This window comes from Clostridium sp. AF28-12 (genome assembly GCF_003435225.1).
GTDB classification, from domain to species: Bacteria; Bacillota; Clostridia; order Lachnospirales; family Lachnospiraceae; genus Pilosibacter; species Pilosibacter fragilis.
Window position 1 is genome coordinate 72,513 of sequence record NZ_QWGJ01000006.1, and the last position, 13,532, is coordinate 86,044.

12 protein-coding genes are annotated in these 13,532 nt (G+C 47.0%); 8 read left to right on the forward strand and 4 right to left on the reverse strand.

Translation table 11 applies throughout. The features are described 5' to 3' along the window. Positions 1-64 precede the first annotated feature (64 nt). Genes DWY93_RS07185 through DWY93_RS07195 form a run of 3 tightly spaced genes read right to left on the reverse strand, consistent with a single transcriptional unit; the run spans position 65 to position 3,476 of the window. Positions 65-1,261, reverse strand: coding sequence for a M20 family metallopeptidase (locus DWY93_RS07185; protein ID WP_117470785.1), 1,197 nt, complete (start codon positions 1,259-1,261; stop codon positions 65-67). A 27-nt stretch (positions 1,262-1,288) separates the two neighbouring features. Continuing rightward, positions 1,289-2,446 (reverse strand): amidohydrolase family protein, encoded by a 1,158-nt coding sequence (locus DWY93_RS07190; RefSeq protein ID WP_015553596.1) that lies wholly within the window; start codon positions 2,444-2,446, stop codon positions 1,289-1,291. Next, complete coding sequence (locus DWY93_RS07195) at positions 2,424-3,476, reverse strand: amidohydrolase family protein (protein ID WP_181968508.1); 1,053 nt, start codon at positions 3,474-3,476, stop codon at positions 2,424-2,426. Before DWY93_RS07195 ends, DWY93_RS07190 begins: the two co-directional genes overlap by 23 nt. Before the next feature lie 887 nt (positions 3,477-4,363). Between DWY93_RS07195 and DWY93_RS07205 the strand changes: the two genes are divergently transcribed. The 5 genes from DWY93_RS07205 to DWY93_RS07225 all read left to right on the forward strand — a co-directional run bounded on the left by DWY93_RS07205 (position 4,364) and on the right by DWY93_RS07225 (position 10,429). Continuing rightward, positions 4,364-6,160: an ABC transporter substrate-binding protein gene (locus tag DWY93_RS07205; RefSeq protein WP_117470788.1), complete on the forward strand. Its 1,797-nt coding sequence runs from the start codon at positions 4,364-4,366 to the stop codon at positions 6,158-6,160. A 151-nt stretch (positions 6,161-6,311) separates the two neighbouring features. Then, positions 6,312-7,262, forward strand: a complete 951-nt coding sequence (locus tag DWY93_RS07210; protein WP_117470807.1) for an ABC transporter permease — start codon at positions 6,312-6,314, stop codon at positions 7,260-7,262. Next, positions 7,262-8,410 (forward strand): ABC transporter permease, encoded by a 1,149-nt coding sequence (locus DWY93_RS07215; RefSeq protein ID WP_117470789.1) that lies wholly within the window; start codon positions 7,262-7,264, stop codon positions 8,408-8,410. Before DWY93_RS07210 ends, DWY93_RS07215 begins: the two co-directional genes overlap by 1 nt. Positions 8,411-8,427: 17 nt before the next feature. Next, positions 8,428-9,465 (forward strand): ABC transporter ATP-binding protein, encoded by a 1,038-nt coding sequence (locus DWY93_RS07220; protein ID WP_117470790.1) that lies wholly within the window; start codon positions 8,428-8,430, stop codon positions 9,463-9,465. Beyond that, positions 9,458-10,429: an oligopeptide/dipeptide ABC transporter ATP-binding protein gene (locus DWY93_RS07225; RefSeq protein ID WP_015553589.1), complete on the forward strand. Its 972-nt coding sequence runs from the start codon at positions 9,458-9,460 to the stop codon at positions 10,427-10,429. The genes DWY93_RS07220 and DWY93_RS07225 overlap by 8 nt, the downstream gene beginning before the upstream one ends. 79 nt (positions 10,430-10,508) lie before the next feature. Here the strand turns inward: DWY93_RS07225 and DWY93_RS07230 are convergent, their stop codons facing one another. Next, positions 10,509-11,522, reverse strand: coding sequence for an asparaginase (locus DWY93_RS07230; protein WP_117470791.1), 1,014 nt, complete (start codon positions 11,520-11,522; stop codon positions 10,509-10,511). 124 nt (positions 11,523-11,646) lie between these two features. Here DWY93_RS07230 and DWY93_RS07235 point away from each other — a divergent pair, with 124 nt between their 5' ends. The 3 genes from DWY93_RS07235 (at position 11,647) to DWY93_RS07245 (ending at position 13,426) form a co-directional block, all read left to right on the forward strand. Beyond that, on the forward strand, positions 11,647-11,826 hold the full coding sequence (locus DWY93_RS07235) for a DUF4250 domain-containing protein (protein ID WP_117470809.1): 180 nt from the start codon (positions 11,647-11,649) through the stop codon (positions 11,824-11,826). A 113-nt stretch (positions 11,827-11,939) separates the two neighbouring features. Then, positions 11,940-12,485, forward strand: coding sequence for a hypothetical protein (locus DWY93_RS07240; RefSeq protein WP_117470792.1), 546 nt, complete (start codon positions 11,940-11,942; stop codon positions 12,483-12,485). 197 nt (positions 12,486-12,682) lie between these two features. Then, positions 12,683-13,426, forward strand: a complete 744-nt coding sequence (locus tag DWY93_RS07245; protein WP_015553585.1) for a lysophospholipid acyltransferase family protein — start codon at positions 12,683-12,685, stop codon at positions 13,424-13,426. The last annotated feature ends 106 nt before the right edge of the window (positions 13,427-13,532 follow it).

The following is a 13,532-nucleotide window of genomic DNA, read 5'->3' on the forward strand; positions in this document are numbered from 1 at the left end:
AATCCGCAGATAGAGGACTTATTTTGCCTTTCTGTCTTTCTTTCAATTACTGGGATGGGATTCGTTACTTTTCATGATATCGTTCCGGCACCTGTGCATCATGGTAAGCGTTGATCTCATCACGGAATTTGCTGTCTTCCAGAATATCCAGGGCAGTCATGGCCAGACCCTTGGCTCCCTTCAGGCAGATTTCATCGGCTTGCGGTGAGGCGGCTGCGTCTGCATAAGCTTTTGAGTGACTTTGAATCGTTTTATCATCAGTGATCGACAGATAATCGTGGATTGCCGGAATTTTAATCGAAACATTTCCGATATCGGAAGAACCGTACAGTTTTCCCGGTGTTGGCCAGGTCATGTGAATTCCGAGAGACTCCATATTATTTTTGAAAGCTTCGCACATAGGCTTATTCGGGTAGCGTTCCGCGTAGATCGGTTCTACAACCACCTCTGCCTTGGCTCCGGTCAGGGATTCTGCCCGTTCAATGCTGGATTTCACGAGATCAATAAGAAACTCAATTCGTATCATGGTTTCCGCTCGGAGATTAAATTCACACCGGACGAGTGCAGGAATGACATTGGCAGCTGTTCCACCTTCTAAAATAACACCGTTGATATTATCCTGAATCTGGAATGTGGGACGCATCAGATCAATCTGGTTGAATACATGGATTGCAGCACTGAGCGCGTTAATCCCGTTCGAAGGTGCAGAAGAGTGGGCTGCTTTTCCGTGGAAAACGACGCGGATGGTTGTGGCAGCGCGTCCCCCTCTTCCTACAAGATTCGATCCGCCTCCTGACGGATGCATCATAAGCGCATAATCGGTATCATGAAAACCGCCGCGCTCTAAAAGAATCACTTTACCGGCACCGCCTTCCTCCGCAGGGGTGCCAATAATGGAGATTTCCCCATCATAGTTGTCCATGAGAGCGGCAAGACCGGAAAATGCACCGACAGCACAGGTCGCAATAATATTGTGACCGCAACCGTGGCCGATTCCGCGAAGGGCATCATATTCTGCGAGAAACGCGATTCTCGGTCCTGCATGCTTTCCTTTTTTTACTGCTTTAAAAGATGTGTCAAGTCCGCAATAAGGGGTTTCAACCTCGAACCCATGGACTTCTAAAAATGTGCGGATAAATCCTACAGCCTGATGTTCCTGGAATCCCAGTTCCGGATGATCATGGATCTGATGGGAAAGTGTCAGAAGTTCATTTTGCATCTTGTCAATGGTCTCAATAATTTTTAACTTATTCTGATTCATAGGGAAATACCTCCTGCAGGGTAAGAGCTATTTTTGGTATACGACTTTTCCTTCGATCAGAACCGTAGAGGCGGAGGAATAGTAGTCTAGCGGATAGCCGTCCCAGATGACGATATCGGCATCTTTTCCAGGTTCCAGACTGCCGACTCTCTGGTCAAGTCCACAGAAACGGGCTGCGTTGATGGTGGCAGATTCCAGAGCTGCCATAGCAGTAAGCCCTTTTTTGTACATGAGTGTCAGATGAATCGCAGCCAGCTCAATATTCATTCGCGGATGAGCGGTGGATGAGGCAAAGGTAATGCCGTGTTCCTCAAGTACAGAACCAACGATAGGGTCACGGTAGCGGCTTTCATTACTTTTTTGTCCATAAGATGGGCCGACCACGCAGTTCACCTGATGTTTTTTTAGAATATCCGGAATCAGCCAGCTTTCGGTACAGTCTTCCAAGATATAATTGAGTTCGAATTCCTCGGCAATGCGAATGGCGGTGGTCATATCATGGCTTCTCTTTGCGGTGATCTTGACAGGCATCCCATCAAACACGCGCATGAGGGAATGAAGCTTCATGTCGAATTTCGGCGGTTTCCTGGATGGATCCGCTTCGGACAGTTTCCAGAGCGTGTGGTAATTTTTTGCTTTCATCAATGCTTCACGGATCAGAGCGGCACTGGCAAGCCTTGTTTTTGGGGCACGTTTGCTGGAATAGGTCGTTCTGACATCATCCGTTAGGCACATGTGAAAAGCAAGCTCAGGCACCATCGTCATTTCGGAGACTGTTTTACCGGAGGTCTTGATAGCGGCACATGTTCCGCCGATGAGATTTGCATCTCCGGGGCAGGTGACTGCCGTGGTGACTCCGCCGGCAAGTGCCATTTGAAAGCCCTCATCGGCAGGATTGATGGCGTCTAACGCACGGAGCTGCGGAAGAATTGGATCCGTGGACTCATCGGAATCATCTCCCTCAAAACGAAAGACCTGTTCGCGCACTCCTAACTGACAGTGAGGTTCTACAAACCCCGGAGTCACATAGTGTCCGCAGGCATCGATACTGACATGTCCTACATTATATTTGCTCACGGCGTTATCACAGATATCGAGAATCTTTCCATTCTCCACAACCAGATCTTTTTTTTCTTCGTAGATTCCGGCCATATTGATCAGATTACAGTTTCTGATAATCAACATTGCTTTCACCTGCCTTTCTCCTGTATGCAATCTGACCGTCGATGATAACGATACCGGCCTGACTCAGAGTTGCCAATGGTTCTACGTCCCAGATCACGACATCCGCATCTTTTCCAGGTTCCAGACTGCCGACACGGGAGTCAACGTCGGTAATGATGGCGTTATTGATGGTGAGACATTTTAAAGCCATTTCCCGGGAAAGTCCGTTTTTGACATAGAGAGCAGCCTGCAGAAGCTGACCTTCAATCGGAACGAAAGGCGCATCAGTGATCAAGCCGAACGTGATTCCGGCGTTCTCCAGAATCTGCCCTGCTTCAAAAGTTTTATTTCTGGCTTCGATTTTTCCTTTTCCTCCTACGGTAGGACCGAGAAGGCATTGAACATGATTTCTCACAAGTTCATCGACGATCAGATAGCCGTCGGTGCAGTGTTCAATGGAAAAACGAAGATGGAATTCATTGGCGATCCGGATCGCAGTTTGGATATCATCCGCCTGGTGTGCATGGATCTTGACACGCATACCGTCGAAGACCCGCATTAAAGAATGCATATGAAAATCGAATGGAAAATCAGGGTCCTCTCCGTGTTCCTGATAGTTTCTATAGTATTCCTTCGCTCGGAAGAGTTGTTCCCTCATAATGGCAGCACTCATCATCCTCGTTTTTGGTGCCATGTTCCTCCTGCCGTAATTGACTTTTGGGTTTTCACCGAGGGCCATCTTCATGCAGATTTCCTGACAGATGACGCGGGAGTCGGGATTTTTTCCGGCGGTTTTTCCGGCTGTGAACGTTCCTCCTATAATATTGGAACTTCCGGGGCCGGTAACGACCGTAGTAACGCCGTGACGAACTGCAACGTCGAAGGTGGCGTCATTCCATTTCAGAGCGTCAATTCCGCGGAGTCCGGGAAGAGCTGGACTGGTATTTTCATTTCCGTCCATTTCCGCGGAACTGGCGGTTCCCCAGAGTCCGATATGGCAGTGGGCGTCCACGAGGCCTGGAGTCACCACTCTTCCGGCAGCATCGATCACTTCGCAGTCCGCGGGAACAGGACCTACGTTTCCTACCCGGGATATTTTTCCGTTTTCGATTAAAAAAGAGCTGCACAGCGAACATCGGGCTGGCAAAGAACGCAGATTTCGATTAGGTTGATTTACAGAAAAAAAAACGGGTGAATCAACCTAATCGATTTTTTTGTGCCGGAAAATAGAAATGAGACTTCGGAAATGCGGAAATTACCTTGTCAGCAATATTCTGAAAAGTTATAATGAATGCAGAAATGAATTCAAAACAATAATAATACGCATGAATTGTTTGATAATTCATTAAAACACAAAAATATGCAAAGTTTTCTACAAGGTACAGAGTGTCAAAAACAGCGACAGAATGAGATATAAGCTGCCGGCCAGAACCGGTCCCGCACAGGATGGAAATACGTTCCTGGAATTGCGGTATTCGTAGTAGGATCCGAGTTCAGGTGTGGAAGCCGGGGCAATCTTCTCATTTTCTTCTTCAAATTTTTCATGGTGTTTCCCGTACTTCCAGAGTTTTCGATGGCTGTAAATAAACAGGTCAAAGGTTCCGAGATTTTTAACAAATCGGAGACCTCCAAAGATAAGGGGAAAGAAACTGGCAAGAAACAAGGAGTTGATGAGTCGGTTCATAAAAAAAGAACTGTGACTGAAAATAAAATAGAGAATTCCAATGACTCCTCCAATTAGAAGATGAGTCAGAAAACTTTTCCGGAACGATGATGACATAAGGGACCATCCTTTCGCTGAATTGATGTCGTGCATATGGAATTTATTATAATGAGATTCATATAAATGTCAACAGCTGGGAGAAATTCCAATGGAATGAAAATGGGCGAGATGGAAGGCCTGTTTGGAGGTCCTGAAATAAAAAAGGAGGAAACGATATGAAGAGAAGGACAATTGCAGCATTGTTAGCATGCACGATGGTGATCGGAACCCTTGCAGGGTGCAGCAGCGAACCGAAGAACCCGGGAGACTCCGATACAACGGTTACTGAGACAACGGCGGCAGAGACAACGGCAGCTGCACAGACAGGACCGAAAGTATTTAACGACTATATGACGACGGATATTGATACATTAAACAGCCATATCTACACGTTAAGTGCAAGTTCGGATGTGATCAACCCAACAACACTTCTGCTGTATCGTCAGTATCCGACCGCGGACGGAAAATCATTTGAGTATATTCCGGAGTTGGCAGAAAGTGAACCAGAGCAGGTAGATGCGGATGGAAAAATCTGGCAGATTAAGATCCGTGAAAATGCGAAATGGGAGAATGGAGATTCAATCAATGTGGATGATGTGATCTATTCCTTCCAGATGTGTCTGGATCCCCTTATGGTAAATAACCGTGCATCCCAGCTTGCAAGTGATTATATTACGATCACAAAGGCTACAGATTATTATCTTCAGGGGACAGAAAACAAAGTCTCCTGGGACGAAGTGGGAATCAAGAGAAATGGCGATTATATGCTTGGCCTCGAGTTAGATGCTCCAGTTACAGCAGCCGATATCAAGAGTCATTTCAACTATGTATGGACCAACCTGGTACATAAACCGACGTATGAGGCCGGTATGAATGAAGACCGGACGAAGACTTCATATGGTTCCACGGGAGACACTTATAAGAGCTGCGGAGCTTATATTTTGACAGAATGGGTACCGGGTTCCGTTTTCAAAATGAAGAAAAATCCGGATTATGTTCTTGCAGACCATATCAAATTGGATGAATATGTTTATAAAGTTGTAGCAGACAGAAATACAGCGCTTGAGCTTTACTTAAACGGAGAACTGGACGAAGTCGCATTAAGCCCGGAGGCGATTGAACAGTATGTGGATGATCCGAGCATCAAGGTAGCACCGGCAACCTCCATCCAGACCATTACGATTAACCACGGAAATACTAATAACAATGGAATCCTTGGAAATCTGAACTTCAGAAAAGCGTTGTTCTATGCAGTGGACCGTCAGAGCATTGCAAAAATGACAAATGGAATTCCGGCTAATTATCTCGTTGCGAGCAAGTGCCTTGGTCTTGACGGCAAGACATTCCGGGAAATGCCTGAATCACAGGAATATCTGACCGAAAATCTCGGGTATGATCCGAAACTTGCCAAGGAGTATTACGACAAGGCGATGGAAGAATGTGGACTTACCAGTCTGACCCTGACCCTGCAGTACAATGAGACGAGTGCCAACAATAAGGCGGCATCTGAGTTCTTACATAAATCTTTCCCGGAGATCTTTGGCGACAGCTTTACTCTGGAGCTGATGGCAGCTCCGAGCGGTGTCTTAAACTCCTACATCAAGGGATGGAAAGATGGAGATCCGAACAGCTTTGAACTTCAGTGGAGAGGATGGAATACCAGTACACCGGCACCGTGGAACGGACTTAAAGTTTACACCGGCATGTATTCGAACAAGAACGAACCATATTACAATGATGAAGTGGATGCACTTTGGGAAAAAGCCAATTATGATCTGGAAGCAAAAATGGATTCGGCATACCGTCTGGAACTGACAAGGGAAATCGAAAAGATCGTGCTTGATGAAGTAGCAGCCTGCCCGGTATACGAGGCACCGAGCTACTATCTGATCAATCCGAAAGTCATTCTCCCATCGGATGGATACATTCCGGGTTACGGATTTGGTTTCACGATCAGTGATAAAGAAGTATAACCGATGACGGAAACTGAATGAACCTGCAAACATCTGCCTGCCGGATACTGCGAGCCGGCAGGCGGATTTTATGCTGACGGAAGTGATCGGGCGGCGAAAAGTAACCGATGGGCTTTACAGGAAGCGCAAAAAGAAACTCGGAGGGAATGATATGGCAAAATACATTATGCAGCGAATTCTGGCAATGTTAGTAACTCTGTTTATTATCATTACCATCGGCTTCATGGTGATCCGCCTGATGCCGGGCGGAATCTTCGATGATGCCGTAGATATGACATATGAGCAGAGGACAGCTCTGGAAGCAAAATATAATCTCGATAAGCCGATCCCGATCCAGTATGCAATGTTCTTAAAGGGACTTGTTCTGGAAGGCGACTGGGGAACATCTCTGAAGATGTATGTCAATGTTCCGGTGTGGGATGTGATCAAGACAAAGATTCCGGTCACACTCTATATTAACTTTTTTTCACTGATCATATCGCTTCCATTGGGGATTATCCTCGGAATTGTGGCGGCAATCCGGAAAAATACGATGACAGACTATCTGATATCGTTTCTGGTCGTCATATTTATCTCAGTTCCATCCTTTATCTTCGCCACCCTGCTTCAGTATTTTGTGGCATTTAAAGCGGGATTATTTCCGATCATTTACGATGCTACGGCATCCGGTTGGGATAAATTTTATTGCCTGTTTCTTCCGATCATGGCCCTGTCTCTAGGACCGATCGCCCGTGTGACAAGATATCTGAGAGCGGAACTGGCAGAGACCATCAACTCAGATTTTATGCTTTTGGCAAAGACGAAGGGACTCACGGAACGTCAGGCAACGATCAACCATGGAATCCGAAACTCCATGCTTCCTCTTATGAATATCATTGTGCCGATGTTCACAAGCATTATGGGCGGAAGTCTTGTAATCGAGACCATTTTCTCGATTCCCGGTATGGGCGGTATTATGGTAAAGTCCATCAATGCGCCGGACTATACGGTAACGCTGGCGGCCCTGATCTTTTATTCTGTGGTATCTCTTGTGACTGTACTCATCGTGGATCTTTCTTACGGGATTGTTGATCCGCGTGTAAGGATGGGAGGGAAGAAATAATGGCAAAATTTTACTCTTCCGCTGTACCGGAATATCAGGCTGACAAAGAACAATTTGAATTTGTCCAGATGAAGGATGACATTGCAGATGTGACATTCCAGGATAAGCCGATTGGCTTTTTTAAGGATGCAATGCTGCGTTTCTGCCGGAGCAAGGTCTCCATTGTAGCGTTTGTAGGAATCGTGATCATCCTGTTCATGGCAATCTTTATGCCAATGATGAGCCGCTGGCACTACAATGACCAGGATCTGAACCGAATCAATCTTCCGCCCAAAATGCCAGTTCTCGAGAATGTTGGAATTCTGGATGGAACCCGATGGCTGACGAATCGACGTGTGGACAGCCTGGAAGATACAACACGTTATCCGGAAGGCAGCATTCTGAAAGTCATCAACTACCGGAAGGTCCAGGGCGTGGATATGTGTGATATCAAAGTGGATTACTACAAGTACTGCGGTCTTGAGGATGGAACATATTTCTGGATGGGGACGGATTATCTCGGCCGTGATCTGTGGGTACGAATGTGGCGAGGTGCCCGTGTTTCCCTGGTAATTGCGTTCATCTCGGTAATCTGCAATGTTTTTATCGGTATTGTCTATGGCTCCATTGCGGGATATTACGGCGGAAAGATCGATATGGTTATGATGCGCATTACCGAGATTATCGGTGCATTCCCGGAGATTGTAGTGGTAACATTATTTATCCTCTTTTTCGGAACCGGCATGCTGTCAATTATTCTTTGCCTTGTCGTACAGAACTGGATTGGCACAGCCCGAATGATTCGCTCCCAGTTTTACCGTTATAAAGGCAGCGAATATGTGCTTGCGGCCAGAACACTCGGCGTGAAAGATATGGCACTGATCTTCCGGCATATTCTGCCGAATTCCATTGGGCCAATCATTACACGTGCCATGATTGCAATTCCGGGTGCTATTTTTACCGAGTCTTTCCTGGCATATATCGGACTTGGCATCCGTGCACCGGAAAGCTCGATCGGTGTCCTTTTATCCCAGGGACAGAAGATCATGCAGCAGTATCCGAACCAGGTGTTTTTCCCGGCAGTTGTGATTTCTCTGCTGATGATCGCATTCAACATGCTGTCAAATGGTCTGCGTGACGCATTTGATCCAACCCAGCGCGGTGTATGAGGAAAGGAGCGAATGGTATGGAACCTATTTTAAGTGTAAAAGATCTTTCTGTTTCCTTTCAGGCGTTCGCAGGTACGGTTCATGCGGTTCGTGATGTCAACTTTGACTTGATGAAAGGTGAGACACTGGCGATTGTAGGAGAATCCGGTTCCGGAAAATCGGTTACGATCAAAGCAATTCTTGGAATTCTTGCAAAGAACGGCCATATCGACAGCGGCTCGATTCTGTATCAGGGCGAAGATATGGCGAAATATAAGGAAAAAGACTTTTATAAGATCAGAGGAAAACGGATCTCACTGGTGTTCCAGGATCCTCTGTCAGCACTGAATCCGATCATGAAAATAGGAAAACAGATCTCAGAGGCGCTGATCTTAAGCGGATCCATTGAAAAGTCAAAGGCGAAGCAGAGGGCCATCGAATTGATGGAAGCCGTTGGAATTCCGAACGCGGCAGAGCGGTATGAGGCATATCCGTTCCAGTTCTCTGGCGGTATGAGGCAGCGCATTGTCATTGCAATTGCCCTTGCATGCAATCCGGAGATCCTGATCTGCGATGAGCCGACGACAGCTCTCGATGTGACGATTCAGGCGAGAATCCTGGAGCTGATCAATGATATGAAAAGAGAGCACGATCTGTCGGTAATTTTCATCACTCATGACCTCGGCGTGGTTGCCAATATTGCAGATCGTGTATGCGTTATGTATGCCGGACGGATCGTGGAAGTGGGAACCTGTGAAGATATTTTCTACCATCCGGCGCATCCGTATACCTGGGCACTGTTGTCTGCAATGCCGGATCTGCACACGGAAGAGACCCTATATGCAATTCCGGGTGCTCCGCCTAATATGCTTCATCCGCCGAAAGGGGATGCATTTGCAGCGAGAAATAAATACGCGATGAAGATTGATTTTGAAAAAGAACCGCCGTATTTTAAAATTTCCGACACCCACTATGCTGCTACATGGCTTTTACATCCGGATGCGCCAAATGTAGAGATGCCGGAGATTTTGCAGCACCGCATCGCCAGGATGAAGGAGGAGGCGGAACATGGATAATAAAAAGATGAATTCGACAGGTGTTGAGGATCATATTCTGGATGTGGAACACCTCAGCATGTATTTTACAACAAAAAACAGAGGAAAAAAGTCTACAGTGAAAGCGGTGGATGATGTATCCTTTTATGTGAAACGCGGGGAGACGTTCGGACTGGTTGGTGAGTCCGGCTGCGGAAAAACAACGACAGGCCGCACGATTATTCGGCTGTATGATCCCACCTGGGGAACTGTGAAATTTAACGGCATAGAAATCTCCGGAAAAATGGACAGGGAGCTTCATAAATATATTACCGATCATATTGCCATGATTTTCCAAGATCCGATCGCATCTTTAAATCCGAGAATGACAGTACAGGAGATTATAGCGGAAGGATTGAAAATTCGAGGGGTGAAAGACCCGGAAGAACTGCAGAAAAGGGTGATCGCGATGCTGGAACATGTGGGGCTTCAGGCAGAACATGCATCCCGATACCCCCATGAATTTTCAGGAGGACAGCGCCAGCGCATCGGAATTGCAAGGGCGCTGATCGTGGAACCGCAGCTGGTGATCGCAGATGAGCCGGTTTCAGCTCTCGATGTCTCTGTGCAGGCACAGGTGATCAATCTGCTAAATAAGCTGAAACAGGAAATGGGACTGACAATCCTGTTTATTGCGCATAATCTTTCCGTCGTCAAATATTTTTCCGACCGAATCGGTGTGATGTATTTCGGAAAGCTGGTTGAGATGGCGGATTCCAATGAGCTATTTAAGAATCCGCTTCATCCGTACACCAAGGCACTGCTTTCTGCCATTCCGGAGCCGGATCCGCTCAATGAGAAAAAACGCGTAAAAATCCATTACGATCCGGAGATTCATCATTACGGTGAAGGAAAACAGCCGTCCTATCACGAAGTAAGTCCGGGACATACGATCTATTGTTCGGACGAAGAGTTTGAAGAGTATAAAAAAGAGTGGAAAGCATAATTCCGGACGTTATTTAAGAAGCCAAAAAGACTGCATATCCGTTTGTTGGTATGCAGTCTTTTAAAATGTTTCAATCGTATTACCGTCTTCCCGTGTTCCACAAAATATCATGATTGATGGTCTCATAGAACATCTCCCGCACCTTATCATGATCCCTCGTCTGCCCGAGGATCCACATGAGTTTGGTGACGGTGGCCTCCAGGGTCATATCGTAGGATTCGATGAGACCGAAGGCGTTTTTGATTTTCTGGCCGACCTCGTAGACGGACATGTTGCTGCCTTCCTGAGTGACCTGGGTGGTCATGACAACAACTTTTCCCATAGAGATCCATTTTTCGATGGAGCTATAGAAATCGCCGGATTCATAGGACGGAAGACCGCCGACACCGAAGGATTCGATGACGACTGCGTCGTAATGCTCTGCCATATAGTCGAGGAGGCTGGAGTCCATGGACGGGATCAGCTTTAAGAGGCTGACCTGGCTGTCCATCTCGTGGTAGAAGCGGACACTCTCGCGGTCCTGCCACTTGTCGTCGATGTAGTATAAAATATGCTCGTCCTGGATCACGGCGAGGTACGGGAAGTTGATGCTGGAGAAGGCGTTGTAGCTCTTGCTGCGCTCCTTTTTTCCACGTGTTCCCGCGATGACTTTTCCGTCAAATACGATGGTCACGCCGTGGGCACGTTCGGAGGCGGCAAAACGCAGGCTGTCCAGAAGGTTTGTTCTCGCGTCCGTCACGTCAAGGTCGATGGGCTTCTGGGCACCGGTGATGACGATGGGCTTGCTGGAGTGCTGGACGAGATAGGACATGGCAGCAGCGGTGTAGGCCATCGTATCGGTGCCGTGGCAGATCACGAAGCCGTCATAATCGTCATAATTCTCCTCCAGGACCTGGGCGAGCTTCAGCCAGTGCTTCGGGTGCATATTCGTGCTGTCGATGTTTAAGACCTGCACCGTCTCCACCTCGCAGAATTTTTTCGCATCCGGTACATAAGATAACAGTTCATCGCCGGTGAGGAGCGGTGTCAGACCGTTTTCACCTCTCTTGCAGGCGATCGTTCCTCCCGTTCCAAGCAGCAGAAGGTGTTTCATGGTTTTTAAATCCCCTTTCGTTTGCAATCATCTCATATATGGTTTATAGTATAACACAGGAGGATTCAGAAAGTAAAGGCGGCGGATGGTTTGGAGAGAAAGAATCATCCGGGAAAGGAGAGAGATGACGAAGATACCGAAAGATCCGGTCATGCTGTTAAGCTATATCAACACACAACTGCGGGACAATTACCCGGATATGGACGAGTTGTGCAGGTCGCTTTGTCTAGACAGGAAAGACGTGGATGAGAAACTCGCGTCGATCGATTATGAGTACGATCCGGAAAAAAATCAGTATGTATAGAGTAAGCGGCCGATCCTGGCTTTCCAGGGCATGAGCCGCAGAAAAATCAAAGTGGAAAAAAGCACCGTGGAAAAGGCTGCATAGCGGATCGGAGAATCACAGATACTGGTTTCATGAACAGATGGAAGCAGAAAAACAGAAATCAGAAAATTGCAGTAAAAAAAAGCTCCGGCGGCGGATGGAGACAATGGGTCAGGAATTTTATGCTCTGCGGTCTGACGGGATGGGGACTTGAGATCCTTTTGACTTCCGTGGAAGGCTTTGCGGCTGGAGATATGAAATTCATGGGAAAGACATCAATATACATGTTCCCGATATATGGAATGGGAATCCTTTTGGGGCCCATCGGGAAATGGGTGGACAGTTGGATCGGAGACCGGGGACAGATCGCGGTAAAGGACAGGATCTTCCGACATGGGATCCTGGACATGGTCCTGATCTTTTTCGCAGAATACCTCACGGGAACATTCTTGAAAAGCCTTGGGATATGTCCGTGGGATTACACCGGGCGGATGCTGAGCGTTGACGGCGTGATCCGGCTGGATTTTGCTCCGTTCTGGTTCATGACAGGACTTCTCTTTGAATATCTGACAGGAGGAAAAGAGGAAATCCTTTCCAGAGATCCGGAAACGGAAAAGCCAATATATAGACAGATTTGAGCTGGATTTTAGATGGATTCGAGGTGCATTTGAGTTGCAAATAAGAGGTTTATTTAATATAATATAACTTATGAACCTCATTGCTGTAACTCTTTAAAGTGTATGAAAGGCAATTGTTCAATAGGTGGGCACACCTGCTGTGCTGACCGTAAGAGAGCACCGTTACTGTTAAAGAAAATATGGGAGGTTTGTTACTTATGATAAGATTATTACTTGTCCTGTTCACACTGGTGGGATTTTTGATCTTCAGCTATCCGTTCCTTGTGGCACAGGTATCGCTTGGAAAGAAAGATCCCCACGCGCGGGATCTGGAGACGATCAAGGTCGTCCGGTCCGTGTTCAAGGTACTCTTAAAGCTGGCGGGGGTGACCGTGACGGTGAAGGGCGCGGAAAATATACCGGAAGACACAGCGGTCCTCTATGTTGGAAACCACAGAAGCTATTTTGATATTCTTGCGGGCTACACGACAGTTCCGACACTGCTCGGTTTCGTCGCAAAAAAGGAGATGGAAAAGATCCCACTCTTACGCACCTGGATGGTGAACGTGAACTGCCTGTTCTTAGACAGAAAGAACATCAAAGAAGGCTTAAAGATGATCCTTCAGGGAATCGAGAAGGTAAAAAACGGCGTTTCCATCTGGATTTTCCCGGAGGGAACGAGAAATCCGAACGAAGATATCACGGAGCTCCTTCCGTTTAAAGAGGGGAGCTTAAAGATTGCGGAGAAATCCGGCTGTCCGGTGGTCCCGGTGGCGATGACAGGAACGGCGGAGGTGCTGGAAAAACACTTCCCGTTTATCACCCCGTCCCATATTACGATCTACTACGGAAAACCGTTCTATGTAAAAGAATTGGAAGCCGAAGATCGGAAACATCCGGGTGCTTACACTAGAAATGTATTGATCAGAATGCTGAAAGAAATGCAGGAAGAAAAACAATAAGGTTTCAGGCGGATAAAATGGCTTGAAATGATATGACAGGACAAGGTTTCGGAGATATCTGCTGAAAAAGCAAAAGAAATTTTGGGAAATACCTGGGGAGAAATGA

Bases quoted from the DNA above. Each gene is read 5' to 3' on its own strand.
- DWY93_RS07215 (WP_117470789.1), top strand. From the start codon at position 7,262: ATGGCAAAATTTTACTCTTCCGCTGTACCGGAATATCAGGCTGACAAA.
- DWY93_RS07190 (WP_015553596.1), bottom strand. From the start codon at position 2,446: ATGTTGATTATCAGAAACTGTAATCTGATCAATATGGCCGGAATCTAC.
- DWY93_RS07220 (WP_117470790.1), top strand. From the start codon at position 8,428: ATGGAACCTATTTTAAGTGTAAAAGATCTTTCTGTTTCCTTTCAGGCG.
- DWY93_RS07210 (WP_117470807.1), top strand. From the start codon at position 6,312: ATGGCAAAATACATTATGCAGCGAATTCTGGCAATGTTAGTAACTCTG.
- DWY93_RS07230 (WP_117470791.1), bottom strand. From the start codon at position 11,522: ATGAAACACCTTCTGCTGCTTGGAACGGGAGGAACGATCGCCTGCAAG.
- DWY93_RS07240 (WP_117470792.1), top strand. From the start codon at position 11,940: ATGAACAGATGGAAGCAGAAAAACAGAAATCAGAAAATTGCAGTAAAA.
- DWY93_RS07185 (WP_117470785.1), bottom strand. From the start codon at position 1,261: ATGAATCAGAATAAGTTAAAAATTATTGAGACCATTGACAAGATGCAA.
- DWY93_RS07225 (WP_015553589.1), top strand. From the start codon at position 9,458: ATGGATAATAAAAAGATGAATTCGACAGGTGTTGAGGATCATATTCTG.
- DWY93_RS07245 (WP_015553585.1), top strand. From the start codon at position 12,683: ATGATAAGATTATTACTTGTCCTGTTCACACTGGTGGGATTTTTGATC.
- DWY93_RS07205 (WP_117470788.1), top strand. From the start codon at position 4,364: ATGAAGAGAAGGACAATTGCAGCATTGTTAGCATGCACGATGGTGATC.
- DWY93_RS07235 (WP_117470809.1), top strand. From the start codon at position 11,647: ATGACGAAGATACCGAAAGATCCGGTCATGCTGTTAAGCTATATCAAC.